The organism is Methylobacterium sp. GC_Met_2 (assembly GCF_026540795.1).
GTDB lineage: Bacteria > Pseudomonadota > Alphaproteobacteria > Rhizobiales > Beijerinckiaceae > Methylobacterium.
On record NZ_JALNUM010000093.1, the window covers coordinates 1 to 25,702 of the forward strand.

33 protein-coding genes are annotated in these 25,702 nt (G+C 67.2%); 25 read left to right on the forward strand and 8 right to left on the reverse strand.

The features are described from left to right. Positions 1-136: 136 nt before the first annotated feature. From fusA to rpsL, 3 genes are all read right to left on the reverse strand, one after another. Positions 137-2,212, reverse strand: coding sequence for an elongation factor G (gene fusA, locus OXS49_RS24605; protein ID WP_243998632.1), 2,076 nt, complete (start codon positions 2,210-2,212; stop codon positions 137-139). Between the two features lie 30 nt (positions 2,213-2,242). Continuing rightward, positions 2,243-2,713, reverse strand: coding sequence for a 30S ribosomal protein S7 (gene rpsG / locus OXS49_RS24610; protein WP_007557567.1), 471 nt, complete (start codon positions 2,711-2,713; stop codon positions 2,243-2,245). A 128-nt stretch (positions 2,714-2,841) separates the two neighbouring features. Next, entirely contained in the window at positions 2,842-3,213 is a 372-nt protein-coding gene (gene rpsL / locus OXS49_RS24615; RefSeq protein WP_007557568.1) for a 30S ribosomal protein S12, read from the reverse strand. 820 nt (positions 3,214-4,033) lie between these two features. Between rpsL and OXS49_RS24620 the strand changes: the two genes are divergently transcribed. The 20 genes from OXS49_RS24620 (at position 4,034) to OXS49_RS24715 (ending at position 14,141) form a co-directional block, all read left to right on the forward strand. Then, a complete protein-coding gene (locus tag OXS49_RS24620; protein WP_267427301.1) occupies positions 4,034-4,408 on the forward strand; it encodes a transporter substrate-binding domain-containing protein in 375 nt (124 codons plus the stop codon). Then, on the forward strand, positions 4,398-4,862 hold the full coding sequence (locus OXS49_RS24625) for a transporter substrate-binding domain-containing protein (RefSeq protein WP_267427303.1): 465 nt from the start codon (positions 4,398-4,400) through the stop codon (positions 4,860-4,862). The genes OXS49_RS24620 and OXS49_RS24625 overlap by 11 nt, the downstream gene beginning before the upstream one ends. Positions 4,863-5,002: 140 nt before the next feature. Beyond that, a complete protein-coding gene (locus tag OXS49_RS24630; RefSeq protein ID WP_267427305.1) occupies positions 5,003-5,488 on the forward strand; it encodes a hypothetical protein in 486 nt (161 codons plus the stop codon). Further along, complete coding sequence (locus tag OXS49_RS24635) at positions 5,485-5,724, forward strand: hypothetical protein (protein ID WP_243998628.1); 240 nt, start codon at positions 5,485-5,487, stop codon at positions 5,722-5,724. Before OXS49_RS24630 ends, OXS49_RS24635 begins: the two co-directional genes overlap by 4 nt. Before the next feature lie 30 nt (positions 5,725-5,754). Continuing rightward, positions 5,755-5,994 (forward strand): ABC transporter permease subunit, encoded by a 240-nt coding sequence (locus OXS49_RS24640; RefSeq protein ID WP_267427306.1) that lies wholly within the window; start codon positions 5,755-5,757, stop codon positions 5,992-5,994. A gap of 39 nt (positions 5,995-6,033) precedes the next feature. Continuing rightward, complete coding sequence (locus OXS49_RS24645; protein WP_267427307.1) at positions 6,034-6,186, forward strand: hypothetical protein; 153 nt, start codon at positions 6,034-6,036, stop codon at positions 6,184-6,186. A 127-nt stretch (positions 6,187-6,313) separates the two neighbouring features. Then, a complete protein-coding gene (locus OXS49_RS24650; RefSeq protein WP_243998624.1) occupies positions 6,314-6,691 on the forward strand; it encodes a hypothetical protein in 378 nt (125 codons plus the stop codon). Between the two features lie 468 nt (positions 6,692-7,159). Next, entirely contained in the window at positions 7,160-7,528 is a 369-nt protein-coding gene (gene rplN, locus OXS49_RS24655; protein WP_007557579.1) for a 50S ribosomal protein L14, read from the forward strand. After that, positions 7,528-7,842: a 50S ribosomal protein L24 gene (gene rplX, locus OXS49_RS24660; RefSeq protein ID WP_243920250.1), complete on the forward strand. Its 315-nt coding sequence runs from the start codon at positions 7,528-7,530 to the stop codon at positions 7,840-7,842. The genes rplN and rplX overlap by 1 nt, the downstream gene beginning before the upstream one ends. Further along, entirely contained in the window at positions 7,835-8,401 is a 567-nt protein-coding gene (gene rplE / locus OXS49_RS24665) for a 50S ribosomal protein L5 (protein ID WP_243920249.1), read from the forward strand. The genes rplX and rplE overlap by 8 nt, the downstream gene beginning before the upstream one ends. Positions 8,402-8,441: 40 nt before the next feature. Beyond that, positions 8,442-8,747 carry a 30S ribosomal protein S14 gene (rpsN, locus tag OXS49_RS24670; RefSeq protein ID WP_210034104.1) on the forward strand — a complete coding sequence of 102 codons (306 nt, stop codon included), beginning with the start codon at positions 8,442-8,444 and terminating at the stop codon, positions 8,745-8,747. A 10-nt stretch (positions 8,748-8,757) separates the two neighbouring features. After that, positions 8,758-9,153, forward strand: a complete 396-nt coding sequence (gene rpsH / locus OXS49_RS24675) for a 30S ribosomal protein S8 (protein ID WP_007557585.1) — start codon at positions 8,758-8,760, stop codon at positions 9,151-9,153. Positions 9,154-9,176: 23 nt separating this feature from the next. Next, positions 9,177-9,710: a 50S ribosomal protein L6 gene (rplF, locus tag OXS49_RS24680; RefSeq protein ID WP_243920245.1), complete on the forward strand. Its 534-nt coding sequence runs from the start codon at positions 9,177-9,179 to the stop codon at positions 9,708-9,710. Positions 9,711-9,720: 10 nt separating this feature from the next. Next, positions 9,721-10,083, forward strand: a complete 363-nt coding sequence (gene rplR, locus OXS49_RS24685; protein WP_010686176.1) for a 50S ribosomal protein L18 — start codon at positions 9,721-9,723, stop codon at positions 10,081-10,083. Between the two features lie 156 nt (positions 10,084-10,239). After that, the gene (gene rpsE, locus OXS49_RS24690; RefSeq protein ID WP_267427312.1) at positions 10,240-10,827 is read left to right on the forward strand and encodes a 30S ribosomal protein S5; all 588 of its coding nucleotides are present in this window, start codon (positions 10,240-10,242) and stop codon (positions 10,825-10,827) included. Between the two features lie 11 nt (positions 10,828-10,838). Continuing rightward, the gene (rpmD, locus tag OXS49_RS24695; RefSeq protein WP_020096280.1) at positions 10,839-11,030 is read left to right on the forward strand and encodes a 50S ribosomal protein L30; all 192 of its coding nucleotides are present in this window, start codon (positions 10,839-10,841) and stop codon (positions 11,028-11,030) included. 10 nt (positions 11,031-11,040) lie between these two features. Further along, on the forward strand, positions 11,041-11,544 hold the full coding sequence (gene rplO / locus OXS49_RS24700; RefSeq protein ID WP_243998621.1) for a 50S ribosomal protein L15: 504 nt from the start codon (positions 11,041-11,043) through the stop codon (positions 11,542-11,544). A 154-nt stretch (positions 11,545-11,698) separates the two neighbouring features. Beyond that, positions 11,699-13,045 carry a preprotein translocase subunit SecY gene (gene secY, locus OXS49_RS24705; RefSeq protein WP_243998619.1) on the forward strand — a complete coding sequence of 449 codons (1,347 nt, stop codon included), beginning with the start codon at positions 11,699-11,701 and terminating at the stop codon, positions 13,043-13,045. A gap of 169 nt (positions 13,046-13,214) precedes the next feature. Continuing rightward, on the forward strand, positions 13,215-13,817 hold the full coding sequence (locus OXS49_RS24710; RefSeq protein WP_243998617.1) for an adenylate kinase: 603 nt from the start codon (positions 13,215-13,217) through the stop codon (positions 13,815-13,817). Positions 13,818-13,910: 93 nt separating this feature from the next. Further along, positions 13,911-14,141, forward strand: coding sequence for a hypothetical protein (locus tag OXS49_RS24715; protein ID WP_267427315.1), 231 nt, complete (start codon positions 13,911-13,913; stop codon positions 14,139-14,141). A 15-nt stretch (positions 14,142-14,156) separates the two neighbouring features. On the opposite strand, the gene OXS49_RS24720 is transcribed toward OXS49_RS24715, so the two are convergent. Continuing rightward, positions 14,157-14,513 (reverse strand): hypothetical protein, encoded by a 357-nt coding sequence (locus OXS49_RS24720; RefSeq protein WP_243998613.1) that lies wholly within the window; start codon positions 14,511-14,513, stop codon positions 14,157-14,159. Between the two features lie 253 nt (positions 14,514-14,766). Between OXS49_RS24720 and rpsM the strand changes: the two genes are divergently transcribed. The 5 genes from rpsM to rplQ all read left to right on the forward strand — a co-directional run bounded on the left by rpsM (position 14,767) and on the right by rplQ (position 18,335). Beyond that, positions 14,767-15,135, forward strand: coding sequence for a 30S ribosomal protein S13 (rpsM, locus tag OXS49_RS24725; protein ID WP_012319166.1), 369 nt, complete (start codon positions 14,767-14,769; stop codon positions 15,133-15,135). 172 nt (positions 15,136-15,307) lie between these two features. Beyond that, positions 15,308-15,697, forward strand: coding sequence for a 30S ribosomal protein S11 (gene rpsK / locus OXS49_RS24730; protein ID WP_007557606.1), 390 nt, complete (start codon positions 15,308-15,310; stop codon positions 15,695-15,697). A gap of 25 nt (positions 15,698-15,722) precedes the next feature. Then, positions 15,723-16,595 (forward strand): MBL fold metallo-hydrolase, encoded by an 873-nt coding sequence (locus tag OXS49_RS24735; RefSeq protein WP_267427317.1) that lies wholly within the window; start codon positions 15,723-15,725, stop codon positions 16,593-16,595. 109 nt (positions 16,596-16,704) lie between these two features. Continuing rightward, the gene (locus OXS49_RS24740) at positions 16,705-17,724 is read left to right on the forward strand and encodes a DNA-directed RNA polymerase subunit alpha (RefSeq protein ID WP_243920233.1); all 1,020 of its coding nucleotides are present in this window, start codon (positions 16,705-16,707) and stop codon (positions 17,722-17,724) included. Between the two features lie 200 nt (positions 17,725-17,924). Beyond that, positions 17,925-18,335: a 50S ribosomal protein L17 gene (gene rplQ / locus OXS49_RS24745; protein WP_267427321.1), complete on the forward strand. Its 411-nt coding sequence runs from the start codon at positions 17,925-17,927 to the stop codon at positions 18,333-18,335. A 475-nt stretch (positions 18,336-18,810) separates the two neighbouring features. Here rplQ and OXS49_RS24750 read toward each other — a convergent pair whose 3' ends face one another. The 4 genes from OXS49_RS24750 to OXS49_RS24765 are packed head-to-tail and all read right to left on the reverse strand — an operon-like array spanning position 18,811 to position 25,689. After that, on the reverse strand, positions 18,811-20,697 hold the full coding sequence (locus OXS49_RS24750) for a response regulator (protein WP_267427318.1): 1,887 nt from the start codon (positions 20,695-20,697) through the stop codon (positions 18,811-18,813). Further along, a complete protein-coding gene (locus OXS49_RS24755; RefSeq protein ID WP_267427320.1) occupies positions 20,694-22,415 on the reverse strand; it encodes a response regulator in 1,722 nt (573 codons plus the stop codon). Before OXS49_RS24755 ends, OXS49_RS24750 begins: the two co-directional genes overlap by 4 nt. Next, entirely contained in the window at positions 22,412-23,461 is a 1,050-nt protein-coding gene (gene cheB / locus OXS49_RS24760; protein ID WP_267427322.1) for a chemotaxis-specific protein-glutamate methyltransferase CheB, read from the reverse strand. Before cheB ends, OXS49_RS24755 begins: the two co-directional genes overlap by 4 nt. A 14-nt stretch (positions 23,462-23,475) precedes the next feature. Then, positions 23,476-25,689, reverse strand: a complete 2,214-nt coding sequence (locus OXS49_RS24765; protein WP_267427323.1) for a response regulator — start codon at positions 25,687-25,689, stop codon at positions 23,476-23,478. Between the last annotated feature and the right edge of the window lie 13 nt (positions 25,690-25,702).

Below are 25,702 nucleotides of genomic sequence, written 5' to 3' on the forward strand. Positions count from 1 at the left end.
CGTCTTGCCGTGATCCACGTGCCCGATCGTCCCAATGTTGCAGTGCGGCTTGGTGCGGGAGAACTTTTCCTTGCCCATCAGAGCCTCCTAAATTCGAAATCGTGTTGCGGAAGAAGAGGTGGTTCCGGCGTGAGCCTTAGGCGTACTTGGCGATGACCTTGTCGGCCTCGCCGCGCGGCACCTCTTCGTAGTGATCGAACTGCATCGTGAAGTTGGCGCGGCCCTGCGAGAAGGAGCGCAGCTGGTTCACGTAGCCAAACATGTTGGCCAGCGGCACCATCGCGTTGATGACGTTGGCATTGCCTCGCATGTCCTGGCCCTGGATCTGGCCGCGACGGGCGTTCAGATCGCCGATGACCGAACCGGTATACTCTTCCGGCGAGACGACCTCGACCTTCATCACCGGCTCGAGCAGAACCGATCCGCCCTTCTGAAGAGCCTCGCGAAGCGCCGCCCGAGAGGCGATCTCGAAGGCCAGCGCCGACGAGTCGACATCGTGGTAGGCGCCGTCGATCAGCTCGACCTTCACGTCGACCACCGGGAAGCCGGCCAGCACGCCCGCACCCAGTACCGAGTTCAAGCCCTTCTCGACGCCCGGGATGTACTCCTTGGGCACCGAACCACCGACGACCTTCGACTCAAACGAGAAACCGGCGCCCGGCTCGTTCGGCTCGACGATGAACTTCACGCGGGCAAACTGGCCGGTACCGCCGGTCTGCTTCTTGTGCGTGTAGTCGATTTCCTGCCGACGGGTCAGCTTCTCACGGTAGGCGACCTGCGGCTGGCCGATATTCGCGTCGACCTTGTAGGTGCGGCGCAGGATGTCGACCTTGATGTCCAGGTGTAGCTCGCCCATCCCGCGCAGGATGGTCTGGCCGGATTCCTGGTCGGTGGAAACCCGGAAGGACGGATCCTCCGCGGCGAGCTTGGCCAGAGCGATGCCGAGCTTTTCCTGGTCGGCCTTCGACTTCGGCTCGACGGCGATCTCGATCACCGGCTCCGGGAATTCCATCTTCTCGAGGATGACGACCTTCTGCGGATCGCTGAGGGTGTCGCCCGTGCGGGTATCCTTGAGGCCGGCGAGCGCCACGATGTCGCCCGCGAAGGCCTCCTTGATGTCCTCACGGTTGTTGGCGTGCATCAGCAGCATGCGGCCAACGCGCTCTTTCTTGTCGCGCGAGGAGTTGAGCACGTTGGCGCCCGACTCGACCTTGCCCGAATACACGCGGCAAAAGGTGATCGTGCCGACGTGGGGATCGTCCATGATCTTGAAGGCGAGCATGGAGAAGGGATCCGAATCCGTCGGGTGACGGACGATCTCTTCCTCGGTCTTGAAGTCGATACCCTTGATCTCGCCGCGGTCGGCCGGGGAGGGCAGGTAATCCACGACGGCGTCGAGGAGCGGTTGCACGCCCTTGTTCTTGAACGCTGAGCCGCAGAGCACCGGGTGGAAGGCGCGCAGCTGCACGGCCTTGCGCACCAGAGCGCGCATCGCCTCCTGGCTCGGCTCGGTGCCGTCGAGATAGGCGGCCATGGCTTCGTCGTCGAGCTCGACACAGGCCTCGACCAGCTTGGTGCGATACTCGACCGCCTGATCAAGCAAGTCGGCCGGGATCTCGGTCTCATCGAAGTTAGCGCCGAGCGCCTCACCCGACCAGACGATCGCCTTCATCTTGATGAGGTCGATGACGCCCTGGAAGTTGGACTCGGCACCGATCGGCAGCTGCAGGCACACCGGCTTGCCAGCAACGCGGCCGATGATATCGGCCACGCACTTGAAGAAGTCGGCCCCAATCTTGTCCATCTTGTTGACGAACACCACGCGCGGCACGTCGTACTTGTCGGCCTGACGCCACACGGTCTCGGTCTGCGGCTCGACGCCCTGGTTGCCGTCGAGCACGCACACTGCGCCGTCGAGCACGCGGAGCGAACGCTCCACCTCGATGGTGAAGTCCACGTGGCCGGGGGTGTCGATGATGTTCAGGCGCTTGTCGCGCCAGAAGCACGTCGTCGCGGCGGACGTGATCGTGATGCCGCGCTCCTGCTCCTGCTCCATCCAGTCCATCGTGGCGGCGCCCTCATGGACTTCGCCGATCTTATGGGACTTTCCGGTGTAGTAGAGGATCCGCTCCGTGGTCGTGGTCTTGCCGGCATCGATGTGGGCCATGATGCCGAAGTTGCGGTAGTCCTCGATCGCGTGCGTGCGGGGCATCGGATTGCTCCTGAGAGACGGCGGAACCGCTTACCAGCGGTAGTGCGAGAAGGCGCGGTTGGCTTCCGCCATCCGGTGCGTGTCTTCCCGCTTCTTGACGGCGTTGCCGCGGTTGTTGGCGGCGTCGAGCAGCTCCGCGGAGAGGCGCTCGATCATGGTCCGGTCGTTGCGCGAACGGGCGGCCTGGATCAGCCAGCGGATCGCCAGAGCCTGACGACGCTCGGTGCGCACCTCGACCGGGACCTGATAGGTCGCACCGCCGACGCGGCGGGAGCGGACCTCGATCATCGGGGCGACGTTGTCGAGCGCGGCGCGGAACACTTCGATCGGGTTCGCGCGGGCACGGTTCTCGACGATGTCGAAGGCACCGTAGACGATCCGCTCAGCGGTCGACTTCTTGCCCTCGTACATGATGGAATTCATGAACTTCGTCAGCACCACATCCCCGTACTTCGGATCCGGGATGATTTCGCGCTTCTCTGCTGAGTGACGACGGGACATTGGCTTCAGCTCTCGAACAATATGGTCTTAAGCGCCCCGCGCAGGCCACCTGAGCCCGAGGGCCGGCGGCATCCTTACGAGGCCGTGGAAATCGTGGCCCGAAGCGAAATTTGCTTCGGACTCGAACCTTACTTCGGCCGCTTGGCGCCGTACTTCGACCGGCGCTGCTTCCGGTTCTTCACGCCCTGCGTGTCGAGCACGCCGCGCAGGATGTGGTAGCGCACGCCCGGAAGATCCTTCACGCGACCACCGCGGATCATCACCACGGAGTGCTCCTGAAGGTTGTGGCCTTCACCCGGGATATAGCCGATCACCTCAAAGCCGTTGGTGAGACGCACCTTGGCGACCTTACGAAGCGCCGAGTTCGGCTTCTTCGGGGTCGTCGTGTAAACGCGGGTGCAGACGCCGCGCTTCTGCGGGCAAGCGTCAAGCGCCGGAACCTTATTGCGGCTCCGCTGGATCTTCCGCGGCTGGGCGATCAGCTGGTTGATCGTCGGCATCCTGTGCCCTCTTCCTCGGTCACCTAGGTCCGGACCGCGAAGAGCAGTCCGCAATACGAATATGCGCCGGAGGGCTGGTCAGAGCCCCTCGGCGCGGTGTGGGCAGAGGAGCACGCCCGAAAACGAACGCGCTCGTACCTACGGATCTGACTTAGAGCGTCAGGCGATTTGATTCCTCGGAGCGCGGAGCGATGACGGCGGCATCCGGAAGCAAATCCGAAGAGCCGGCGGCAGCCGATGGCCATCCGAAGTGGCGCGCTTCTAGCCGCGGTTGCGCGACAGGTCAATGCATCGGCGGGAGAAATCTGCGCCGCGCAGGAGGTTAAAGTTCGGTCAAGGCGTGGCCCCGCCCGCGGCGAACGGATCGTCAGCTCGTATCGACCGTCGAGCGCGTCGCCGCGGGCAATCCCAACGGTTTGATCGGCCTGGTGTTTCGGTCAGGTACTGCGAAGCGTGTGTTTCAGCGGCGAAAAACATCAGCAGCATCGGTGGCTCACCACGTGACAATTCATTCTCTCCTGCCTCTGAAGAACGCAAAGCTCGTCCGTTGATTCCGGTGTGCGTCTTCGAGAATCATGCCGCCGTTCGCTTGGACGAGGTGCGGAGTTCTTCGATGGATCTTCGCGCGATCGTTTTCACGCGATCGAGGGTCACCGTTCCTCCCGTTCGAGGGAGGTGCAGCACCCCAAAATGTCCGGCATGGATCCGGCCCGAGGCCGAATCGGTTTGGGCGTTTTGTATGCGCCGCCTCTCCGTTCTCGCCCTAGCAACCCGGCTGTCGGTGGGCGCGGCCTAGGCCGATCGGCTTGATGACATCAACATGGCCGGTGTCCTGCGGGCCGCATCCTTCGACAGCAATCCGCCTTTCGGCTTCTTCGGCCCGGCCACCAAGGAGATCGTTGGGCTCGACGACGATTTCGCCCAGGCCGTCGCCGACAAGATCGGCGTGAAGCTCGACGTGCGCCCCACCAACCCGGCGAATCGGATCACACCGCTGACCTCCGGCAAGAGCGATCTCGTCCTGGCGAACTTCACCATCACCGACCAGCGGGCCAAGCAGCTTGATCTCAGTATCCCGTGCTTTGCCTCCGGCCAGCAGTTCCCAGCCAAGAAAGGCACGCTGTCGGCGCCCGATCAGCGCAACGGCCTGCGCATCGGCGCCGAGGGATTTCCCGTAGGCCACGGTGGTCACTGACGACGACACGCCCTTCGCGTTCACGGCCCTGCGCAATGGCGACGTCCATGCGATCACCCAGGACGGGCCGAAGCTTGTCGGGCTGCTGGCGAAGGTGCCGGATCGGCAGAATTACGAGATCCCGCCCTTTAGCATCTCGAACGACGATATCGGCGTTGGGATTCCGAAGGGAGAGACCCGGTTACGGGACCTCGTGAACGAGATCCTGCGGGATCTTGAGAAGAGTGGAGAGGCGGCGGCGATCTACGACCGCTGGTTCGGCCCAGACACCGAGCAGCCGCTGCCGTGCCTGTTCCGAATCGGTGAGCACGACAGAGCGGATCGGCGCCGTGAGCCTGTTCGGCCTTTTCTGGCGCCGCGCTACCTCCGCTGGCTGCTGCAGGGCTTCGAGGTCACCCTGACCGTGCCGGCGGCCGTGTGCGGTAGCGGCACGGTGCTGGGATTCGGGGCCTGAGGCCCGCAGTAGATAGGCGGCTCTGGATCGCGACGCGCGGTGGCGGGCTTCGTCGGCCTCGTGCGCAACACGCCGCTGCTGGTCCAGCTGTTCGTCTGGTGCTTCGCGGTCGCGGCCCTGCTGCCGGGCGGGATGACGGCGTGGCTCAACACCCCCGCATTCTCGACATCGGGCCTACCGCCCTCAGCTGGCCCGCCTACGAGACGCTTGCGGGCTTCGTTGGCCCGACCGTCTATGCGGGCGCCTATATCGCAGAGGAGGGACGCGCCGGAATCAACGGCGTGCGGTCAACTCAACGGGAGGCGGCCCTGGCCCTCGACCTCACGCCGGTCCAGGCCTTCCGCCACATCGTCCTGCCGCAGGCGCTACGGATCGCGTGGCTGCCGATCGTTGGCCAGTACCTCAATACGATCCAGTACCTCAATAGGATCAAGAACACGTCGCTGACCATGACGACCGGCCTCGCCGAACTGTCCTACGCCTCTCATCAGGTGGAGACCGAGGCCTTCCAGGCCTTCCAGGCCTTCGGCATCGCGACGCTCCTCTATATCGGCGCCGTCGCGCTGGTGGAGGCGGCCGGGCAGGCCCGGGTCCGCCGCGCGCCGAGGCCGGACTCGCGCGCATGAACCTCGCGGTCATCACAGACAATCTCGGCTACCTTCTGGTCGGGGCTTGGCTCGACGGGCCGATCGGCGGTCTTGCGCTGACGTTGATTCTCTCCGGGCTGTCCGGTGTCGCCTCGGCAGCGCTCGGACTCTTGCTTGGCGTTGGGCTCGCGATGAGCGCGGGCGCAGGGCGGCGGGCACTGATCCTCGGTCTCGGCTTCTTCCGGGCCATTCCGATCCTGATGCTTGCCGACTGAAGCTACTTTCTGCTGCCGATCCAGTTCGACGTGTCGGTTCCGGAGATCGGCACCGTGGCGGCGGCGCTTTCGCTCGTCGGCGGTGCCTACCTCGCTTGCGGAGTCGCGGCCGGGATCGAGAGCATCGGCCAGTGGGCAGCCGGTCTCGCGCTCGGCTTCGGCCGCGGGCAAGTGCTGCGCGTCATCGTCCTGCCGCAGGCCCTGCGCGCCATGGCGCCGTCCTTCGTCAATCAATGGACCGCGCTGATCGAGGATACGTCGCTCGCCTGAGTGATCGGCGTGCCAGAACTGTCCTTCGTGGCCGCGTAGGTGAACACCCGCGCCATGGTCTACCCGACCGAGATCTTTCTGTTCGTCGGGGCCGTCTCAGGTGCGCTCTGCCTGGCCCTCGATCGGCTGGCGGCGGCGCTGCCCCAGGGGGCCCGGCGGCCCTCGTGGCTAAGGCGCTGCACGCCTGCATGACGCCCCGGCGTGCCGGATCGGGGCAGGGGCGCCGCGCGATGGTCTACGGAAGTTTAAAGCAAACCGTCGAAGTGTCGCGATCAACGGGTGGCCGGGCCGCCCCCAGTTCGCGTCGAGGGTCTTGCGTATGGGTTGCGTCGCGGTCAGCAACGTCGTTCCGTTCCGGCGGCCCCTTCCTGCCCAGGCACCGGGCGAGCGGGAGGCGCGCGATCGGCGCCGCAGCGAGCAGCGTTCCCTGTTGGACGCCGTCTACGCCACCGGCAGCATGGTTTTGGCCGCTGAGGATCGGGCGACCAAGCTCACGGCGTCCCGCCTTCAGGTCTACGGCTTCCTGGGGATCGAGGAGATGCGGGAGGACGGCACCATGCGCCGCCTGCGCCCCTCGGAGGCGATCCGCGCACGGGGCGAGCGGCCGTGGCGCCTGTCGAAGCCCGCCAGCGGGGCAGCGGTCACGATTCCCAGCCTGGACGGCTTCCTGTTCGAATCGGCCGGCCAGCCCGCCTGATCGGACTGCGTTTGTGAGATGTGGGCCGGTGCGCAGTTCTGCGCACCGGCCCTTCCTGTTGTGTCGCCGTGCTTCGGCGACCGAGCCTGGAGCTCAGACCTGACGCAGACTCGCTTGTCGCGTTGCCGGTCGGGCATAGAGTTCGTTGCAGAACCAACTTCAGCACCCTGTCCCGGGCGCATGGGCCGCCAGCGGAATGCGACTGGGGGAGGGGCGCGTTCTGACCCGTCACGCCGAAATTCTTGCCGCTCGGCTTGCCTTCCCGGGCCGCCCGTAGTATCCGCCCGGCCTTCGCGACAATTTCGATGGGTGCTCGCACCCTGTGAACGCGGTGACCGCGCCGGTGTCGTCAGACACCGCCAGCGCGGTCGAACACATGAGCCGGGGACATCAGATCCCCATCAGGCGTCGTCCGCCGGGCAATACCGTCCGCGTGCGGAAACCCGCCTGAAACAAGGAGTCACGCACGTGATCCAGATGCAGACGAATCTGGACGTTGCCGACAACTCTGGTGCACGCCGTGTGATGTGCATCAAGGTCCTCGGCGGGTCGAAGCGTAAATATGCCGGCGTGGGCGACGTCATCGTCGTCTCGGTCAAGGAGGCGATCCCGCGCGGTCGCGTCAAGAAGGGCGACGTCATGAAGGCGGTCGTCGTTCGGACGGCCAAGGCCGTGAAGCGCGTCGACGGATCGGTGATCCGCTTCGACAAGAATGCTGCGGTCCTGATCAACAATCAGAAGGAGCCGATCGGCACCCGTATCTTCGGACCGGTTCCGCGCGAGCTGCGCGCCCGGAACCACATGAAGATCATCTCCCTGGCTCCGGAGGTGCTGTAATGGCTGCTAAGATCAAGAAGGGCGACAAGGTCGTCGTGCTCACCGGCCGCGACTCGGGTCGCTCGGGCGAGGTGATCCAGGTTCTGCCGAAGGAAGGCCGGGCCTTCGTGCGCGGCATAAACCTGATCAAGAAGCACCAGAAGCAGACCCAGAACCAGGAAGGCGGCATCATCTCCAAGGAGGCCGCCATCCAGCTCTCGAACATCGCGGTCGCGGATGCCAACGGCAAGCCGACCCGCGTGGGTTTCCGCATCCTCGAAGACGGGCGCAAGGTCCGGTTCGCCAAGACCACGGGGGATCAGATCGATGGCTGAGGCCGACAAGAACGCCTACACCCCGCGTATGCGCAAGCACTACGACGAGGTGGTGCGCCAGAAGCTGATCGAGCAGTTCGGCTACAAGAACCCGATGGAAGTGCCGCAGATCACGAAAATCGTGATCAACATGGGCGTCGGCGAGTCCACCGCGGATTCCAAGAAGGCGTCCGTGGCTGCGGGCGACCTCGCCCTGATCGCCGGCCAGAAGCCGGTCATCACCAAGGCTCGCAAGGCCATCGCGACCTTCAAGGTTCGCGAGGGCATGCCGATCGGCTGCAAGGTGACCCTGCGCAAGCAGCGCATGTACGAGTTCATGGACCGGCTGATCACCATCGCGCTGCCGCGCGTGCGTGACTTCCGCGGCCTGAACCCGCGTTCGTTCGACGGCCGCGGCAACTACGCGCTCGGTCTCAAGGAACACCTCGTGTTTCCGGAGATCTCCTACGACAAGGCCGAGCAGACCTGGGGCATGGACATCGTCGTGGCGACCACCGCCAAGACCGATGCCGAGGCTAAGGCCCTGCTCGCCGCCTTCCAGTTCCCGTTCCGGCAGTGAAGCCCTCGGGCTTCAGACGCGGACACCGGAGATAGACCACATGTCGAAGAAAAGCTCAGTCGAGAAGAATGAGGCTCGCAAGGCGCTGGTGAAGCGCTTCGCAGCCAAGCGTAAGGCGCTCCTCGAGATCGCCAACAACGATGGCCTCGAAATGGAGGAGCGCTTCGAGGCGCGCCTCAAGCTCGCGGAACTGCCGCGCAATTCGTCGGCCACTCGCATCCGCAATCGCTGCGGCATGACCGGCCGCCCGCGCGCCTTTTATCGCAAGATGGGCATCTCGCGCGTGGCGCTGCGCGAGCTTGGCAACCGGGGCCTGATCCCCGGCCTGGTCAAGTCGAGCTGGTAAGGAGGTCCCCATGGTTAACGATCCCGTGGGCGACATGCTCACCCGCATCCGCAACGGTCAGCTGCGCCGTCGCAACGTCGTTCAGACACCCGGCTCGCGCCTGCGCGCCAACGTCCTGAACGTGCTGAAGTCCGAGGGCTACATCCGCGATTACGCGGCCACAGACCTTGGCAACGGCCGCACCGAGTTCGCCATCGAGCTCAAGTACTACGACGGGCGCCCGGTGATCCGTGAGATCAAGCGCGTCTCGAAGCCGGGCCGCCGGGTCTACTCGTCGGTTGGTGATCTGCCGCACGTGGCCGACGGCCTCGGCGTGACCATCGTCTCCACCCCGCAGGGCGTCATGGCCGACCACGAGGCGCGCGAGCGCAACGTCGGCGGTGAAGTGCTCTGCACCGTGTTCTGATCGGGACATAAGGAGGTTATCCCATGTCTCGCGTAGGCAAGAAGCCGGTCCCCGTGCCGGCCGGCGTTACCGCCACCGTCACTGGCCAGACCGTAAAGATGAAGGGTTCGAAGGGCGAACTCTCGTTCGTCGTTCCTTCGCTCGTCAACGTGGCGATGAAGGACGGCGCCATCGAGGTGCAGCCCGTCAACCAGTCCAAGCCGGCGCGCTCCCTGTGGGGCACGTCGCGGGCGCAGATCGCCAACATCGTCGAGGGTGTGTCGAAGGGCTTCGAGAAGAAGCTCGAGATCACCGGCGTCGGTTACCGCGCTGCGATGGCCGGCAAGGCCCTCAAGCTGTCGCTCGGCTACAGCCACGACATCGAGTATGAGATCCCCGCCGGGATCACGATCGTTACCCCGAAGCCCACCGAGATCACGATCACCGGGATCAACCGCCAGCAGGTCGGTCAGGTCGCCGCTGAGATCCGCGATTACCGCGGACCCGAGCCCTACAAGGGCAAGGGCGTGAGGTACGCGGGCGAGTTCATCTTCCGCAAGGAAGGCAAGAAGAAGTAAGGAGGGCATCATGTCTCGCAAGCTCGAAGCCCTCGATCGCCGCAAGGCGCGCGTTCGCCGCGCGCTGCGGGCGGCCGCCAATGGCCGTCCGCGGCTCTCGGTGTTCCGCTCGTCGAAGCAGATCTACGTGCAGGTCATCGACGACGTCGCCGGCAAGACGCTGGCCGCCGCCTCGTCGATCGACAAAGCACTCAAGGGCGAACTCAAGACCGGCGCCGACGTCGCCGCCGCCAAGGCGGTGGGCAAGCTGGTGGCCGAGCGCGCCAAGGCCGCGGGCGTCACGAAGGTAATCTTCGACCGCTCCGGCTACATCTATCACGGCCGTGTCGCGGCCGTGGCCGAGGCTGCCCGCGAGGGTGGCCTGGAGTTCTGATTTTATTGGACGTGCCCTCGGCGCTGATGCCGACGGCACGTCTATTCAGGACCGTTGAACGACGGCGGGCTGGACGTGCGCTGCGTGTCCGGCATTCGACAATCAATCGAGCGAGCGGCCCCGCCGGCCGCGCCAGTGAGATGAATAGGTAAAACCATGGCACGTGAACGGGAAGGCGGGGGCCGCGGCCGCCGCGATGATCGCGATGAGCGCGACAGCGAGTTCGTGGACAAGCTCGTCCACATCAACCGCGTCGCCAAGGTGGTGAAGGGCGGCCGTCGCTTCGGCTTCGCAGCCCTCGTCGTGGTCGGCGACCAGAAGGGCCGCGTCGGCTTCGGCCACGGCAAGGCCCGTGAGGTGCCGGAGGCGATCCGCAAGGCGACGGAAGCCGCCAAGCGCGGTCTGATCCGCGTCTCGCTCCGCGAAGGCCGGACCCTGCACCACGACGTCAATGGTCGTCACGGCGCCGGCAAGGTGATCCTCCGCGCGGCCCCGCAGGGTACCGGCATCATCGCCGGCGGCCCGATGCGCGCCGTGTTCGAGACGCTCGGCATGCAGGACGTCGTCGCCAAGTCGCTGGGTTCGTCGAACCCCTACAACCTCGTGCGCGCCACCTTCGAGGCGCTCAAGAACGAGGATAGCCCGCGCTCCGTGGCGGCCCGCCGCGGCATCAAGGTGTCGACGCTCCAGTCGCGTCGCCGCGATGCCGATCCGGCCGACCAATCCGAAGCCGCGGTCGCGTAAGGGAGGGTCCGATGGCACAGAAGACCGTCCGTATCGAACAGATCGGCTCGCCGATCCGCCGTGAGGCCAGCCAGCGCCAGACGCTGATCGGCCTGAAGCTCAACAAGCTCCACCGCGTGTCCGAGCTGGAGGATACCCCCTCCGTGCGCGGCATGATCCGCAAGGTTGCGCACCTCGTGCGCGTCCACGGCGACGTGGCGTGAGGAGGTCCCGATGAAGCTCAACGAGATCAGCGACAATCCCGGCGCCACCAAGGACCGGATGCGTGTCGGCCGGGGCATCGGCTCCGGCAAGGGCAAGACCGCGGGTCGCGGCGTGAAGGGTCAGAAGGCCCGGACCGGCGTGTCCATCAAGGGCTTCGAGGGCGGTCAGATGCCGCTGCATCGTCGCCTGCCGAAGCGCGGCTTCAACAACCTCTATGCTCAGGACCTGAACGAGGTGAACCTCGGGCGGATCCAGGAGGCAGTTGACGCTGGCAAGCTCGACAAGGCCGCGACCGTCACGGTCGAGACCCTGGTCGCCGCCGGCATCATCGCCCGTCCCCGCGACGGCGTGAAGCTGCTCGGCGTCGGCGAGCTGACTGAGAAGCTCAGCTTCGAGGTCACCCGCGCCTCCAAGTCCGCCGTCGAGGCGGTCGAGAAAGCCGGCGGTTCGGTCACCACCGTCTACGCCCAGGGTGCCTCCACCCGCGGCAGCCGCGAGGCGGCCACGGCCTGACGGACGCGAAGGGGCGACGCCGGGACCCGTTGCACGGGCCCGGCGCACCCTTTAAGCCGATCCTTCGAGCGGCGGCCCTGCGACCACGCGGGCCGCCGTTTTTCGTTTCATCCGGGCATCCTCCGCCCGGCGACATGTCCAGGACGCGACGCTTATGGCCTCAGCCGCCGAGCAGCTTGCCGCCAACCTCAACTTCGGTGCGATCGCCAAGGCCGATGAGCTGAAGAAGCGCATCTGGTTCACGCTCGGCGCCCTCGTGGTGTTCCGGCTGGGCACGTACATCCCGATCCCCGGCATCGATCCGGAGCAGTTCGCCCGCAACTTCCAGCAGCAGGCGGGCGGCGTGCTGGGCCTGTTCAACATGTTCTCCGGCGGTGCCGTCGAGCGCATGGCGATTTTCGCCCTCAACATCATGCCGTACATCTCGGCCTCGATCATCGTGCAGCTCCTGACCTCGGTGATCCCGAGCCTGGAGGCGCTGAAGAAGGAGGGCGAGTCAGGCCGCAAGGTCATCAACCAGTACACCCGCTACCTGACGGTGGTGCTGGCGCTGGTTCAGTCCTGGGGCATCGCCATCGGCCTTCAGGGCTCCTCGGCTGCGATCGACCCCGGCCCGTTCTTCCTGGCCTCGACGGTGATCACGCTGACCGGCGGCACCCTGTTCCTGATGTGGCTCGGCGAGCAGATCACCTCGCGCGGCATCGGCAACGGCTCGTCGCTCATCATCTTCGCCGGCATCGTCGCCCATCTGCCGGTGGCGATCGCGGGCGCCCTCGAACTCGGCCGCACTGGCGCACTCTCTCCGATCATCATCCTGGGCGTCGGCGTGGCCGCGGTGGCGCTGGTTTACTTCATTGTGTTCATGGAGCGGGCCCAGCGCCGGCTGCTGATCAACTACCCGAAGCGTCAGGTCGGCAACCGGATGTACGAGGGCCAGACTTCGTTCCTGCCACTTAAGCTCAACACCGCCGGCGTGATCCCGCCGATCTTCGCCTCGTCTCTGCTGCTGCTGCCGGCCACGGCCGCAAGCTTCTCGGCGAACGGCGGCGCTGCCGGCTGGCTCGGCACAATCACGGCCTATCTCGGCCACGGAACGCCGCTGTTCCTAGTGCTCTATGCGGCCCTGATCATCTTCTTCACGTTCTTCTACACCGCGGTGGTTTTCAATCCGCAGGAGACAGCCGACAACCTGAAGAAGCACGGCGGCTTCATCCCCGGCATCCGCCCGGGTGAGCGCACCGCTGCCTTCATCGACAAGGTGCTGACCCGCATCACCGTGATCGGCGCGCTGTACCTGACCCTGGTGTGCCTGTGCCCTGAGATCCTGTCGTCCTACGCGGCGGCGAGCCTCGGATTCGGCGGCACCTCGCTGCTCATCGTGGTGTCGGTGACGATGGACACGGTGGCACAGATCCACGGGCACCTGATGGCGCATCAGTACGAGGGTCTGGTGAAGAAGGCCAAGCTGCGCGGCGCCTCGACCACGCAACGCCGGCGCTGAGGCTGATACAGAGACGCGCCGGAGCCAAGACTTCTCCCGCCTCTGGCCCAAAGGTCCGGGTGCCAGCGCACCCGCGACCCGTTAGACCATTCCCAAATCCGGCGATGCCAGGGAGGCTTCGCCACGGCGGATAGAGCTCACTGAGCGTGGGCCGAACGAGGACAACGCCATGCGCATCATTCTGCTCGGACCGCCCGGTGCGGGGAAGGGTACGCAATCCGAGCGAATCGTACAGCGCTTCGGCATTCCGCAGCTCTCGACGGGCGACATGCTCCGCGCGGCCGTCGCCGCTGAGACACCAGTCGGCCTGGAGGCCAAGGCGGTGATGGAATCGGGCGGTCTCGTCTCGGACAGGATCGTGGTCGGGATCGTCGCCGACCGGATCGAGGAGCCGGATGCCCGCCGCGGCTTCATCCTCGATGGTTTCCCCCGCACCGTCGCGCAGGCCGAGGCGCTGAGCGCCATGCTGGCCAGCAAGGGCTTGAACCTCTCCGCCGTCATCGAGCTGAAGGTGGACGAGAACGCGCTGGTCGGCCGGATCGAGCGACGTGCCGCCGAGACACTGGCTCGCGGCCAGGCCGTGCGGAAGGACGATACGCCGGAGGTGTTCAAGCAGCGCCTGGAGGCCTACCGCGCTCAGACGGCGCCACTCTCGGCTTATTACGCCGAGAAGGGCATGCTGGAGACGATCGACGGCATGCAGCCGATTGACAAGGTCACGGCTGACCTAATGGCGGTGCTTGAGCCGCACGAGGAGCCGGTGGCATCCTGAGCGCCGCCGATCGTTGAACGCGTGGTGATACGAAGAACCTGAAACCTCTGCTTTGACGGAGGGTTGGAAGGCGCATCCTCGATGGGAAACGCCATGACGCTCCGACACCTCGCCAGCGCGATCCTCCTGATCGCGGCGGCTGTTCCTCCCCGTTCGGCCCTGGCACAAAGCCCGGCCCAATCCTTCGTGTACGGCGAGAAGCGCTTCCGCCACGCTTGCAGGCCGCCGCTGAAATTCGCGGCGGGGGCGTGCGTCCGTCGCTGTCCAGCGGGCTACCAGGATATGGGTGGCACTTGCCGGTTGCGGAACCAGGGCTTCCGCTGAGACCCCGGCGGCGCTTCAGATCCGCCCCTCCCGGCGCAGGCTGCCGAAGAAATTGACGATGTCCATTTGTAGCGCGCGGTGGCCGAACAAACGGTACGGGTTGCCCTCGGCGGTGTCTTCGCGCAGCTCGATCATCGCCGTCCTTGGATTGTAGCGGAATACAATGCGGCGACCAGCGAAGGTCCCCCAAAGCAGGGGCAGCCCGTCGTCTGCGTCCTGAAGCGCCACGGATCCGGGCTCCGCTTCGGCAAGCACACCCCCGATCACCGCGAGAGTCACGGGTAAGACCTCCTCCAGAACCTCCTCTGCGGCGCGCAGCACCGAATCGGCAAAGGCTCTCAGGGTCGCGCCGTCGCTGGTCAAAACCGCCATTGTCGCTCCTCAGAATTGATCAGTCTCAGGTGCTGCGTTCGACGCATGCGGGCACATGGCTCGCCGACACCTCGTTGACATCCGATCGCCCGCGCGCTAGCAGGCCCTCCTTCGTCCAACCGACCGATGGTTCGAGGTACCCTGTCCAGGGTCGCCCGCGGGCCGCGTTGTCGTTTCACGTGCGCAGGGGCCGGCCTCCACCGGACGCGCATGACACCCGCCCGGCATGCCGGGCTCGACATGGAGTGTGATTGTGGCCCGTATTGCAGGCGTCAACATCCCGACCAACAAGCGCGTCGTCATCGCGCTTCAGTACATCCATGGCATCGGCGCCAAGAAGGCCGAAGAGATCACCCAAAAGGTGAATATCCCCGCCGAGCGTCGGGTCAACCAGCTGACCGACGCCGAAGTTCTCCAGATCCGCGAAACGATTGACCGAGACTATCTCGTCGAGGGCGATCTGCGCCGCGAAGTCTCGATGAACATCAAGCGCCTGATGGATCTCGGCGCCTATCGTGGCCTGCGTCACCGCAAGCAGCTGCCGGTCCGCGGCCAGCGCACGCACACCAACGCCCGCACCCGCAAGGGCAAGGCGAAGCCGATCGCCGGCAAGAAGAAGTAATTTTTGGGGTTCGGAGGCGGTCTTCGCGCGGCCTCTTTCCCGTCGCGCCGGGTGTCCCACAGGAGTGCCTGGCTTTGGCTCGACGGCTCTGCACGGGCGGATCGGCCAAGTCCCAAAAAGAATCCCGAGCGCCTGGCATTACGGGCGCGCTTGAAGGAAGAGTGAGACCAGAATGGCCAAGGAACCTCAACGCGTCCGTCGTCGCGAACGCAAGAACATCGTGTCGGGCGTCGCCCACGTGAACGCCTCGTTCAACAACACGATGATCACCATCACGGACGCGCAGGGCAACACCATCTCGTGGTCGTCCGCCGGTGCGATGGGCTTTAAGGGCTCGCGCAAGTCGACCCCGTACGCCGCCCAGGTTGCGGCCGAAGATGCCGCTCGCAAGGCGTCTGAACATGGCATGCGCACCCTTGAGGTCGAGGTGTCGGGTCCCGGTTCGGGCCGCGAGTCGGCGCTGCGCGCCCTTCAGGCCGCGGGCTTCACGGTGACCTCGATCCGTGACGTGACCTCGATCCCGCATAACGGCTGCCGGCCGCGCAAGCGCCGTCGCGTTTGATCGCAGCCGCGTGGTGGAGAAGCACATGACGGGATCGAAGCCGCTTCCGGGCGTGCTGCGTTGGACTCTCGGCGACCTCACAGTCACCGCGCTGAACGACGGCTGGTTTCAGGCCAGTCTCGATCTCATCACGGGCATCTCCAAGGAAGAGGCTGGTCAGCTCCAGCTGGCGGGCTTCCGCACCGAGCAGCCCAAGATCACGCTGAACGCCTTCTTGATCACGGGTCCCGGCCTCAAGCCGACCCTGATCGACACGGGCTACGGCGATCTCGCACCGGCTCCGACCCTCGGGCGGGTTGGAGCGGCCTTGGCGCTCACCGGCGTCAAGCCGGACGAGATCGGCACGGTGCTGGTCAGCCACCTTCACCCCGACCATGTCGGCGGGCTCGTGACGGGTGGCGCGGCGCGGTACCCGAATGCCGAGATCGTGCTGCATGCCGACGAGGCGGCCCATTGGTTGCCAGACGCGGCCTTGGCCAAGGCTCCGGACGAGGCGAAACCTTATTTCGAGGGCGCCCGCAAGGCGCTGGCACCCTATGCCGGCCGGGTTCGCGAGCACCGGGGCGGCGAGGTTCTTCCGGGGATCACGGCGATCCATCTGCCCGGCCACACGCCGGGCCATTGCGGTTTTCGCATCGTCTCCGGTGGACAGTCGCTGCTGATGTGGACCGACGTGGTGCACTTGCCGGCGATCCAGTTCAAGAACCCGGAGGCCGGCGTCGGGTTCGATGTCGACGGCGATGAAGCGCGGGAGACGCGCAAGCGGATCCTGAACGAGGTGGCTGGCGAGCGCACGCTTATCGCCGGCGGCCATCTCGAATTCCCGGCGCTCGGCTACGTGGATCGGGACGGGGCTGGCTACAGCTTCGTGCCGGTTCTGTGGGTCGGCGGCGAGTAACGACGAATACGGATTTCAGGGACCGTTCGGGGCGCCAGGGGGCGGCGCCGGACGGCCGAAGCGCGGGGACGGGCGTCGCGATTCCCCGGCAAGGACGAAAGGTAGGATCGTGGTCATTCAGAAGAATTGGCAGGAACTGATCAAGCCGAACAAGCTGCAGGTCACGACCGGCGACGACCCCAAGCGGGTCGCCACGGTCGTCGCCGAGCCGCTCGAGCGTGGCTTCGGCACGACGCTGGGCAACGCCCTCCGCCGGGTGCTCCTGTCGTCGCTCCAGGGCGCGGCCGTGACCTCGGTGCAGATCGACGGCGTGCTGCACGAGTTCTCGTCGATCCCGGGCGTGCGCGAGGACGTCACCGACATCGTCCTCAACATCAAGACCATCGCGATCCGCTCGCAGACCGATGCGCCCAAGCGCATGACCCTGCGCAAGACCGGCCCGGGCCTCGTCACAGCGGGTGACATCGGCACGGTCGGCGACATCCAGATCCTGAACCCCGAGTTGGTGATCTGCACGCTCGACGACGGCGCCGAGATCCGGATGGAGTTCACGGTCGCCACCGGCAAGGGCTACGTCCCGGCCGAGCGCAACCGCCCCGAGGACGCCCCGATCGGCCTGATCCCGGTGGATGCGCTGTTCTCTCCGGTGACCAAGGTCAGCTACCGCGTCGAGACCACCCGCGAGGGCCAGGATCTCGACAAGGACAAGCTGACCATGACGGTCGAGACCAATGGTGCGGTTTCGCCGGAGGATTCGCTGGCCTACGCCGCGCGCATCATCCAGGACCAGCTGCAGGTCTTCGTGAACTTCGAGGATCCGCGCAAGGAAGAAGCTGCGCCGCTTGCGCCGCAGCTACCCTTCAACCCGGCGCTGCTCAAGAAGGTGGACGAGCTGGAGCTCTCGGTCCGTTCGGCGAACTGCCTGAAGAACGACAACATCGTCTACATTGGCGATCTGATCCAGAAGTCCGAGGGCGAAATGCTGCGGACCCCGAACTTCGGCCGCAAGTCGCTCAACGAGATCAAGGAAGTGCTAGCTGGCATGGGCTTGCACCTCGGGATGGACATCCCCGGCTGGCCGCCGGAGAACATCGAAGATCTCGCCAAGCGCTTCGAAGAGCACTACTAAGGCGAAGTCGCCTCGGGCTGAACGGGGTCGGCGCTCCACGGCGCTTCTTGTTTGGCCGATTCAATCCCGGGACTTCGCGGTGCTGACGCGAAGTCCCTAGAAATCCCGCCGCGGGGTCAAGCGGACAGCAAGCAACAGCCTCAATGAGGCACCCGGCCGTACCGTGGCACGGCGGCCGAGATGAAAAGGAAGCCAGCACCATGCGTCACGGTTATCGCGGCCGTCGTTTCAACCGCACTGCCGAGCATCGTAAGGCGATGTTCGCCAACATGTCGGTCGCGCTGCTCAAGCACGAGCAGATCGTCACGACCCTGCCGAAGGCGAAGGACCTGCGTCCCGTCGTCGAGAAGCTCGTAACCCTCGGCCGCATCGACAGCGTGCACACCCGCCGTCTCGCCATGGCGCAGCTGCGCGACAACGACATGGTCAAGAAGCTCTTCACCGTGATCGGCCCGCGCTACCAGGGTCGTCCGGGCGGCTATCTCCGCATCATGAAGGCCGGCTTCCGCAAGGGTGACAACGCCCCGCTCGCAGTGATCGAGTTTGTGGATCGGGACCTCGAGGCCCGCGGCAAGGATTCCGGTCCGAGTCAGGTTGCCGAGGCCGCCTGATCCGATCTGGAGCGTCCCCGACGCTCAGGCTTTTCAAGACGCCGTCCCGGAACCTCCGGGGCGGCGTCTTGCGTTTCAACGCTTCGTCGTTGGAATCGGCATCAGGCAAGCCGCGGAGGCGCTCTGTTTCGCGACGTCGCGCGGTCGTCGGTCGCGGCACGTGCAACGACGCAGCCGAAAAAACCCGCCGGCTTGCGCCGACGGGCCTGAAGCAGGCTCCACGTTCTGGAAGGTCAGCGGGAGCTCACAAGGTCGGCCCCTTACAGCTGGAACCCGGAACTCGACCGCGCCGCGTTCCGAAAACTCCTATCCCTGCCGAATCTCGTCCGGTGGACCATCCCGGTCCGGGTCGTCATCACCCGGTAGGCGCGGGAAGATGCCGTGATTGCTCATGGTCCACCTCCTCTTCGGTACCCGGGAGCGTCCGGCTCCCACGAAGAACTATGGGCCTGCAGTCGACTGTTTCCCGGCCGTTTCAGCAGGATCCCGAATCCGCTGCATCGAGGAGCGTCGCGACCCTGCCGGCAAGGTCGGCCGAGCGGAACGGCTTCGACAGGACTGGCAGATCCTCGGGGATCTGCATCGCGTCGGCGTGACCGGTCAGGATCAGGACTGGCAGGCCGGGATACCGGTCGCGGATCGCAGCGGCGAGTTCGACGCCGCTCATGCCGGGCATCGCGAGGTCGGCCACGACGATATCGCAGCGGTCGCGCTGGAGGTGCTGCAAGGCCGAATCGCCGTCGCCCGCCTCCGTGGTGCTGTGGCCGAACCCGGTGAGGAACGAGGCCGTCACATGCCGCACCTGCGGGTCGTCGTCGACGATGAGGACACGGGCTCGCCGCCCGGCTACCGGCGCCGCCCCGGCCACTTCGGTAGCCTGCCGGGGCGCCGCGGCGGCGAAGGGGAGGGCCAGTTCGACCCGTGTCCCCCGGCCGACCTCGCTGTCGATCGCCAGGCGACCCTTCGATTGCTGCGCGAGGCCGAACACCATGGCGAGCCCGAGCCCCGTTCCCTGGCCCACCGCCTTGGTGGTGAAGAACGGCTCGCAGACCCGACGCAGAATCTCTTCCGGGATGCCGGTGCCCTCGTCGGTGACGCTGAGGCCAAGGTAGGCGCCATCTCCGATCTCGGGGTCTGCGGTGATGTCGAGCCGCCGGGTCGCCACCGTGATGGCACCGCCCTCGGGCATCGCGTCCCGGGCGTTGATGCACAGGTTCAGCACTGCCAGTTCGAGCTGCTCGGGATCGACCTGCACCGCCGGCAGACCGTCCTCCAGATCGGTCCGCACGGTGACGAGGCCCCCGAGACTGCGGCCGAACAGGTCGCTCATCCCGACGATCAGGGCGTTCACATTCACCGCCCGAGCCTGAAGGTCGTGGGCGCGGCTGAAGCTGAGGAGCCGCTTCGTGAGTGAAGCGCCGCGCTCGGCCGCCCCACGGGCATTCTCGATCAGCCGCTGGACCCGGGGCAGGTCGACGACCTTCGGGGCGGCGAGTTCCAGGCTGCCGAGGATCGCGGTCAAGAGGTTGTTGAAGTCGTGGGCGATTCCGCCCGCCAGGGTGCCGAGAGCCTGCATCTTGTCGGATTGGCGCAGCCGCGCCTCCAGGGTCCGCTGCTCCGTCACGTCCCGCTCGATCACCGCGAGGTGGCTGATCGAACCGCCCACGTCGCGGATCGGGACCCGGGTCACATAGCGCCACTGCTCGGCCCCGGTCGGTCCGTCGCTGACCAGCGTCTCGGCCACCGTGCCGGCCCGGATCGCCGCCGCGTCGGCCTCGATCACCGCCGCGCCCCGGGTCCCAGCGAGTTCCTCCTCGCGTCGGCCGAGGCAGGCCGCGATGTCATGGCCCAGGAGGGCTGCCTTGCGGGCATTGAGCCGAACGAAGCGGCGTTGGGCATCTTTGAAGCTGATCGCGTCCTGGGCATGGTCCAGCAGGCCGCGCAGCAGCGCCCGCTCGGTCGCGAGGCCCCGGCCGAGGTGGTGCCGCTCGAAGGCCTGCCGGACCGTGGAGCGCAGTAGGCTCGCATCCCAGGGCTTCGTCACGTAGCCGACGATGCCGCCGCGGTTAAGGGCGGCGATTACCGCCGTGATGTCGGCATAGCCGGTCAGCAGGATCGCCTGTGCATCGTGGAAGGTGCGGGCTTCAGCCAGCAGCGCGTCGCCGGTCAGCCCCGGCATGCGCTGGTCCGAGAGCACCACGGCGATGTCGGGCTCCGCGCGCAGAATTTCCAGCGCCTCGGCGGGACGCGCGGTCGTCAGCACCCGGTAGGAATCCTCGAACAGATCCTCCAGGGCGATCAGGATATCCGGCTCGTCATCGACGGCCAGGATCGTCCCCACACCTGCCGTACCGTCACTCATGTACCAGCCGCCTGCCGCGGGATCCCGATCACAAAGCAGGCTCCCCCACCCGGGGCCGTCTCTACGGTGAGCGAGCCGCTATGCGCTTGAACGACACTGTAAGCAATCGCAAGACCGAGCCCCGTACCGGAACCGACCGGCTTCGTCGTGAAAAAGGGCTCGAAGATTTTTTCACGCAAGGATTCTGGTATTCCCGGACCCGTATCGCTGATCCGGATCTCGTCAAGCTCCGGGGCCGAACGGGTGTCGATCCGAACCGTGCCGCCCTCCGGCATGGCGTCGGCGGCGTTGCCGAGGATGTTCATCACGACCTGATTGAGCAGAGCCGGGGTGCAGTGGATCTCCGCCCGGCCACCAAAGGTCCGCTCAACCGTGATCCGGTCGCCGAGCTTGTGCTGGATCAGGGCCAGCACGGTCTCGATCGCCTCCGGCACATTGACGAGGGCCCGCTCGCCCTCGTCGAGGCGCGAGAATTTCCGTAGGTTCAGCACCAGATCCTGGATCCGGGTCAGCCCCATCCGCATCGAGCCGACCCGCTGGCGGGCCTTCTCGACCGCGCGGGCGGCGGCTTCCGGGCTGGCCTCCGGCAACTCGCCGAGGAGGCGCTCCACCGTACCCTGATGGGCCAGGATGAAGGCCAGCGGGTTGTTGATCTCATGGGCGATGCCGGCCACCAACTCGCCGAGCGAGGCCATCTTGGCGGCCTGAACCAGCTTGGCCTGCGCATCCGTGAGCTGCCGGTTGGCATTGGCAAGGTCGCGGTTGGCCCGCTCCAGGGCGTCGGCGAGGCGGGCCCGAGCTTCAGAGGCCTCGGCCTCGGCGCGGGCGCGCTCCACAGCCCGCTCGCGCTCGCCGAACTGGCCGGCGATGCGCCGGTCGTCCTCCTCGAGCAGGCGGCGGCGCACGAAGCCGCGCACCCGGAGCGCCAGCACCTCGGCATCGGTCTTAGCGATGACGTCGTCGGCGCCGGCCGCGAAGGCGTCGACCAGGAAATCCTTGGCCGGGTCGCTGCCCGCGATCCCGACGAGGTGGAAGCCGGCGCCGGCCGCCCGTCCTGCCCGGCGCTGGCTGATCGCCCGACATAAAGCGAGCCCGTCATAGGCGTGGCCGAGGAGATCGACCGTCACGCAGTCGAACGGCTCGCCCTCGGCGGCGTCCAGGGCAGCGAGCGCGGCTTCAGGCCCGTTGGCGCTCGCCACATGGTGCCCGTCCTGTGCCATCAGGCCGGCCAGGAAGGTCCGATAGGTGGCGCTGCCGTCGATCACGAGAATCCGCCCCCGCCGGAAGGCGGCAGCGCCGGGGCCCTCACTGTCGCCGGCCGGACGGCGCTCGCGCAGCAGAGCGCGGATACGCAGGATCATCAGGTCGCGGTCGGCGGATTTCGGCAGGTAGGCGTCGGCGCCGCTTTCGAGACCCTGGCGCTCGCCGCCGTTTCCACCGGTCAGCATCAGAACCGGCAATGCCCGGGTGCGCAGGGACAGGCGCATCTGCCGGATCAGCTCGTCGCCATTCATGCCCGGCAGGTGGTAATCCGCCACCACGAGGTCCGGCTGCTGGCGATTGAGATGGTCGAGGGCAGTCTCGGCCGAGGCACAGCGCTCCACCGCGAAGCCGTGCGTCTCCAGAAGCAGGCGGAACTCCAGAGCCTGCGTCTCCGAATCCTCAACCAGCAGAATCCGGGCGGGTCCCTCGGGCGGGCCGGTCTCAGGTCCGATCACGGCCGCGCCCCCGGCCCCACGATGCGCAGGACGTGGTCGCCGATGCGATCCAAGGGCAGGATCGAGCGGGCGGCCCCCAGGCGTACCGCCGTCGCCGGCATGCCGTACACGACCGCGGTGCTCTCGTGCTCGGCGATCGTCTGGGCGCCGGCCTTATGCATATCGGCGAGGCCGACCGCCCCATCCTCGCCCATGCCGGTGAGCAACACCCCGATCCCCGACGCCCCGGCCTGCCGGGCCATCGAGCGGAACAGCACGGTGGCGGCCGGGCGCTGGCCCGAGACCGGTGCCGCGTCGACCACCCGCAGAATCCGCCCGGACCCGAGTTCCAGGTGCCGGTCGCCAGGGGCGACGTAGACCCGCCCGGGCTCGGCGCGCTCCCCGTCCCGGGCGATGCTGACCGGAAGGGTCACGACGCTGTCGAGCCAGTTCGCGAACCCGTCCATGAAGGCGGGGCCCATATGCTGGACGACCAGCACGGGCAGCGAGAAGTCCCGCGGCAGCGCCCCGATGACCCGGGCGAGCGCCGGGGGGCCGCCCGTGGAGGCGGCGATTCCAAGCATGCTCGGCGCCAGGCCCGGCAGCTCGAACGGTGGCGCGTAGGAAGCCGCAGCCGTGCGGCCCGCCCATTCGGTACCGATCGGCCGACGGCGGATCACCGGCACCTGGGCCATGATCCGCAACTGCGTGCAGATCTCGCCCGCGACGGCCTCGTAGCCCGCATGGGTCGTGGCCACCGGCTTCTCGACCACCGACAGCGCGCCGGCGCGCAGCGCGTTCATCGAGATGCGCAATGAGGAATCCTCGACCGAATCCGCCACCACGACGATCGGGGTCGGATGCTCGGCCATGATCCGGCGGGTGGTCTCCAGCCCGTCGATGCCGGGCAGGCGGATATCCATGGATATCACGTCCGGGCGCACGCTCTGGAGCCTGGCCAACGCCTCCTCGCCGGAGGCGACCGCGGCCACGATCTCGAGCCGGGGATCGCGGGACACGATGTGGCGCAACAGCTCGCGCACCACGAGGCTATCCTCCACCAGCATGACGCGGACCGGGGTCACAGGAACTGCCCGATCGTATCGAGCAGCTGACGCTGGTCGAATTTCTGCTTGGTGAGGTAGGCGTCGGCGCCGAGGTCGAGGCCCCGGGCCACGTCGGCTGCGTCGCCGCGGGAGGTCATCAGGATCGTCGGCAACCGGGCGAAGCGCGGGTCGGCCCGCAGGGCCTGGAGCAGGCCGAACCCGTCGAGGCGCGGCATCTCCACGTCGGCGAGGACGAGGTCCACGGGCTCGACCTCGGCGCGCAGCCGGTCGAGGGCGTCCTGACCGTCGACGCAGACGACCACACGGTAGCCGGCCGCTTCCAAGATGCCCTTCTCCAACGTCCGGGTGGTGATCGAATCATCGACGACCAGAATGGTCGCCCGCGCAGCGGCCCGCGGTGCGGGATCACGTGTCGTCGAACGTTGCGCCTGCCCCATCGTTCCGGACGGTGGTGCGACAGCCGCGCGCGCCGCGAGACCTTCGGGGTCCAGGACCAGCACCGGGATATCTCCTGGTAGAACCGCCGTGCCCGCGATGAGGCCCGGATCGGCTCCGAAGGCGGGGGCGGGCAGGACCAGAAGCGCGCGGACATCGTGCAGGCGGTCGACGGTGATCGCGAAGCGGCCGCCCTCTGCTCGAAGCACCACGGCGTGCAAGGCTTCGAGATCATCCGAATCGGTGGCCTCGCCCAGGATCGCGGCGAGGTCGGTCACCGGGTGGCTCGTGGCCGCATCGCCGGTGCCGAGGCGCAGGATCGGTCGGCCCATCGCCACCGGCATCTCGGCCCGCTTCAGGCGCAACAGGCGTTCCACGGCATTGCCCGGCAGCGCGTAGGTGCGTTTGCCCGCCTCGACCAGCAGCAGGCTGCGGCGGGCCGCCGAGAGCGGCAGGCTGAAGATCAGAGCGGTGCCGAAGGGGGTGCGCGGCTCCAGCCGGACGCTGCCCAGAAGCTGGCGGGCCGCATCGGCCGCCACCGAGAGTCCGTAGCCGCGGCCCGACAGGGTATCGACCGCCTCCGCGGTGGAGAAGCCAGGCTCGAAGACGAGGCGCAGCAGGGTCTCGGGATCGGCGACCGCCTCCGGGGCGAGGAGACCGCGTGCCCGGGCTGTGGCCTCGATCCGGGCCAGATCCGGCCCCGGCCCATCGTCGAACACCGTGACGGAAAGTCGGGCGCCGCGCACCGCCACCTCCAGGCCGAGCCCCAGCGCCTCGGGCTTGCCGGCGGCGCGGCGCTGCTCCGGGCTCTGCCAGCCATGGCTCAGGGCATTGCGCAGGGCGTGGAGCAGCGGGTCCTTGAGCGCCTGGAGCGTACCGCGCTCGACCGGCAGGTCGAGGCCGCGCAGGTCGAGATCGACCTCGCGGCCCTGTTCCCGGGCGGTCTCGCGCAGGGAGCGCGCCAGCGGGGCCAAAACCGTCTCGGCGGGCACCAACGCGAGGCGCTCGGCGGCGGCGCGGACCTGAGCGGCGGCCCCGTCGATGGCGCTGCTCGCCACCGCGTGGCGCCGGGACAGGTCCGACGCCTCTCGGGCGAAGGCGCCGATCTCGGCCGCGAAGGCGCGCAACGCGGTCCCGTCGCTGTCCGCCCCGGCGGCGAGCGCTTCCGCGTTGGCGCGCAGGCCCCGGGCGAGTCTGGCCAGCCGGGCGAGGCTGTCGGCCGCCGAGGTGCGGCTGGCCAGCGTGCTCGTGAGATCGTGGCTCGCCCGAGCCATCGCCTCCACGGCCTCCACGGGAACCCGCAGCAGCACGGCACCGGGATCGGCCGGCTCGGCCGCCGGCTTCGGGGCAGGCTCGGAAGTCGGAGCGGCGGACGGAGGCGGAGTGTCTCGCGATGCAGCGACCGGTTCGGCGGGAGCCGCTTCGCCCTGCCGCCCGAGAACCTGCCCAAGGGCCGAAAGGGCGTCCGCCGGCATGTCGGGCCCGACGCCGTCCTGCAGGCCGGCGACGTAACTCTCGATTCGGTCGAGGGCGAGGTGGACCGCGTTGGCCGCCTCCCGGTCGAGGGCGGCGCCGGTCCGGACCTTCTCGAACAGCGTCTCCAGACGGTGCGCGACCGCCTCGACGGCGGGCAGATCGACGGCGCGCGACGCCCCCTTCAGGCTGTGGGCCCGGCGAAACACGTCGTTCCAATCCGGCGTGGCGCTGCCGAGCGCCCCGCGGATCGCCGCGACGTGTTCCCGGTGCTCGACATCGAAGGCGGCGAGCAGGAGCTGGCGGATGTCCTGGGTCAAGGCGCGGCCGGCC

What these genes read in the sequence shown, in the direction of transcription:
- fusA (WP_243998632.1), bottom strand. Translation starts at nt 2,212, where the DNA reads ATGCCCCGCACGCACGCGATCGAGGACTACCGCAACTTCGGCATCATG.
- rpsG (WP_007557567.1), bottom strand. Translation starts at nt 2,713, where the DNA reads ATGTCCCGTCGTCACTCAGCAGAGAAGCGCGAAATCATCCCGGATCCG.
- rpsL (WP_007557568.1), bottom strand. Translation starts at nt 3,213, where the DNA reads ATGCCGACGATCAACCAGCTGATCGCCCAGCCGCGGAAGATCCAGCGG.
- OXS49_RS24620 (WP_267427301.1), top strand. Translation starts at nt 4,034, where the DNA reads ATGGCCGGTGTCCTGCGGGCCGCATCCTTCGACAGCAATCCGCCTTTC.
- OXS49_RS24635 (WP_243998628.1), top strand. Translation starts at nt 5,485, where the DNA reads ATGAACCTCGCGGTCATCACAGACAATCTCGGCTACCTTCTGGTCGGG.
- OXS49_RS24650 (WP_243998624.1), top strand. Translation starts at nt 6,314, where the DNA reads ATGGGTTGCGTCGCGGTCAGCAACGTCGTTCCGTTCCGGCGGCCCCTT.
- rplX (WP_243920250.1), top strand. Translation starts at nt 7,528, where the DNA reads ATGGCTGCTAAGATCAAGAAGGGCGACAAGGTCGTCGTGCTCACCGGC.
- rplE (WP_243920249.1), top strand. Translation starts at nt 7,835, where the DNA reads ATGGCTGAGGCCGACAAGAACGCCTACACCCCGCGTATGCGCAAGCAC.
- rpsN (WP_210034104.1), top strand. Translation starts at nt 8,442, where the DNA reads ATGTCGAAGAAAAGCTCAGTCGAGAAGAATGAGGCTCGCAAGGCGCTG.
- rpsH (WP_007557585.1), top strand. Translation starts at nt 8,758, where the DNA reads ATGGTTAACGATCCCGTGGGCGACATGCTCACCCGCATCCGCAACGGT.
- rplF (WP_243920245.1), top strand. Translation starts at nt 9,177, where the DNA reads ATGTCTCGCGTAGGCAAGAAGCCGGTCCCCGTGCCGGCCGGCGTTACC.
- rplR (WP_010686176.1), top strand. Translation starts at nt 9,721, where the DNA reads ATGTCTCGCAAGCTCGAAGCCCTCGATCGCCGCAAGGCGCGCGTTCGC.
- rpsE (WP_267427312.1), top strand. Translation starts at nt 10,240, where the DNA reads ATGGCACGTGAACGGGAAGGCGGGGGCCGCGGCCGCCGCGATGATCGC.
- rpmD (WP_020096280.1), top strand. Translation starts at nt 10,839, where the DNA reads ATGGCACAGAAGACCGTCCGTATCGAACAGATCGGCTCGCCGATCCGC.
- rplO (WP_243998621.1), top strand. Translation starts at nt 11,041, where the DNA reads ATGAAGCTCAACGAGATCAGCGACAATCCCGGCGCCACCAAGGACCGG.
- secY (WP_243998619.1), top strand. Translation starts at nt 11,699, where the DNA reads ATGGCCTCAGCCGCCGAGCAGCTTGCCGCCAACCTCAACTTCGGTGCG.
- OXS49_RS24710 (WP_243998617.1), top strand. Translation starts at nt 13,215, where the DNA reads ATGCGCATCATTCTGCTCGGACCGCCCGGTGCGGGGAAGGGTACGCAA.
- OXS49_RS24715 (WP_267427315.1), top strand. Translation starts at nt 13,911, where the DNA reads ATGACGCTCCGACACCTCGCCAGCGCGATCCTCCTGATCGCGGCGGCT.
- OXS49_RS24720 (WP_243998613.1), bottom strand. Translation starts at nt 14,513, where the DNA reads ATGGCGGTTTTGACCAGCGACGGCGCGACCCTGAGAGCCTTTGCCGAT.
- rpsK (WP_007557606.1), top strand. Translation starts at nt 15,308, where the DNA reads ATGGCCAAGGAACCTCAACGCGTCCGTCGTCGCGAACGCAAGAACATC.
- OXS49_RS24735 (WP_267427317.1), top strand. Translation starts at nt 15,723, where the DNA reads ATGACGGGATCGAAGCCGCTTCCGGGCGTGCTGCGTTGGACTCTCGGC.
- rplQ (WP_267427321.1), top strand. Translation starts at nt 17,925, where the DNA reads ATGCGTCACGGTTATCGCGGCCGTCGTTTCAACCGCACTGCCGAGCAT.
- OXS49_RS24750 (WP_267427318.1), bottom strand. Translation starts at nt 20,697, where the DNA reads ATGAGTGACGGTACGGCAGGTGTGGGGACGATCCTGGCCGTCGATGAC.
- cheB (WP_267427322.1), bottom strand. Translation starts at nt 23,461, where the DNA reads ATGCTGGTGGAGGATAGCCTCGTGGTGCGCGAGCTGTTGCGCCACATC.